This is a genomic window from Komagataeibacter melomenusus (genome assembly GCF_013155395.1).
Classification (GTDB): Bacteria; Pseudomonadota; Alphaproteobacteria; order Acetobacterales; family Acetobacteraceae; genus Komagataeibacter; species Komagataeibacter melomenusus.
Genome location: NZ_JABJWC010000101.1, coordinates 1 through 1,117, shown reverse-complemented (window position 1 = coordinate 1,117; position 1,117 = coordinate 1). Strand labels below are relative to the sequence as shown.

Here is a 1,117-nt window from a genome sequence, read left to right as displayed (position 1 = left end):
CCATCTGGTCCGGCGTTAACCCCGGACCAGATGGCCAACAGCAACGCCGTCAGAATGGCGGCATAACAACAACCGGGTATAGCTTATTCAAACCCAAAAACTGTCCGAACAGACGGGTCCACCTCTGTTCCGCTGACCACGCCACGACTGAGTGGTACCTGACGATGCGTACACCGGTCATCAAGTGCGAACACCAGCCCTGCCTCTGGACGGACAATGACAACCGGTCTGCTGCCGCAATAAACCCCGATTGCTTTTTGATGTCTCAGATCTGCACTGCGCAAAGCGGGATACCATTGTGCATTGTGGTCCGGATCAAAAGGTTGCAGTAGAGTATGTGTCATGCCCATGACAATTCCTCCAAAATCTTGTTAATGGACGAAGGTCGCCGCCACGCAAGCACGTTGAACCTTCGCCAAGTCTGAAAGTGTATTGTGAACCTCAGGCGGTAATTGCCTACCGTCCTTATTGGTGAAACGCATTGTCGTAGACGGTGTAATAATCACGCGCCTTCGTAGACATTCTGCACGGATCTTATCTATCCATCGCATCGCGCTATAGACATCCGTTGGAATCCGATTCAGGCCGTCCACAACTCCCAGAAGAAGGTCACAGCGCGGATTAAGATTAGAGAGCACCGATGGAAGTTCTGCGCCGCCGCGCACCATATCGATATGAAGGCCATTCATCGGCAATGACATGACGTGGGGCAGGTTACGCCAGAAGCCCCCTCCTCCCCCGACGAAGACGAGGGATAGTGCATGTCCGGATGCCACCTCTGCCATGCTCCGCCATGCCAGTTCCATCGCCGTCTGGCGTTCTTTCGACATCGGACCAGCCGTTGTGACAGGTTCCGTAATCTGAACCCAGAAACAGCCTGCCGTGGCGAGTTCGTGTAGAATCTCGATGTACACCGGAAGAAGCTTCAATAACAACAGGACAGGGTCCGTGCCGTCAGTCCGGTCACATGCGGCAAGAAAGCTCACTGGCCCTAGGGCCTGTTAGATCTTGAATTTCTTCCCATATTGTAGGGATGGAAGAAGGAGACAGAACAGGCACCTTTACGGACGAGACATGGGCGATCTGGGAACCTCTGATTGAGGAGGTTCGCCCGAGG

General features: G+C 53.9%; 2 protein-coding genes. Both read right to left on the bottom strand.

Annotated elements, in window-relative coordinates:
* Positions 1–83: 83 nt before the first annotated feature.
* Positions 84–344: a Rieske (2Fe-2S) protein gene (locus HNW77_RS17195; protein ID WP_083824372.1), complete on the bottom strand. Its 261-nt coding sequence runs from the start codon at positions 342–344 to the stop codon at positions 84–86.
* Positions 345–371: 27 nt separating this feature from the next.
* The gene (locus HNW77_RS17190) at positions 372–986 is read right to left on the bottom strand and encodes a 5-methyltetrahydropteroyltriglutamate--homocysteine methyltransferase (RefSeq protein ID WP_010511661.1); all 615 of its coding nucleotides are present in this window, start codon (positions 984–986) and stop codon (positions 372–374) included.
* Positions 987–1,117 lie beyond the last annotated feature (131 nt).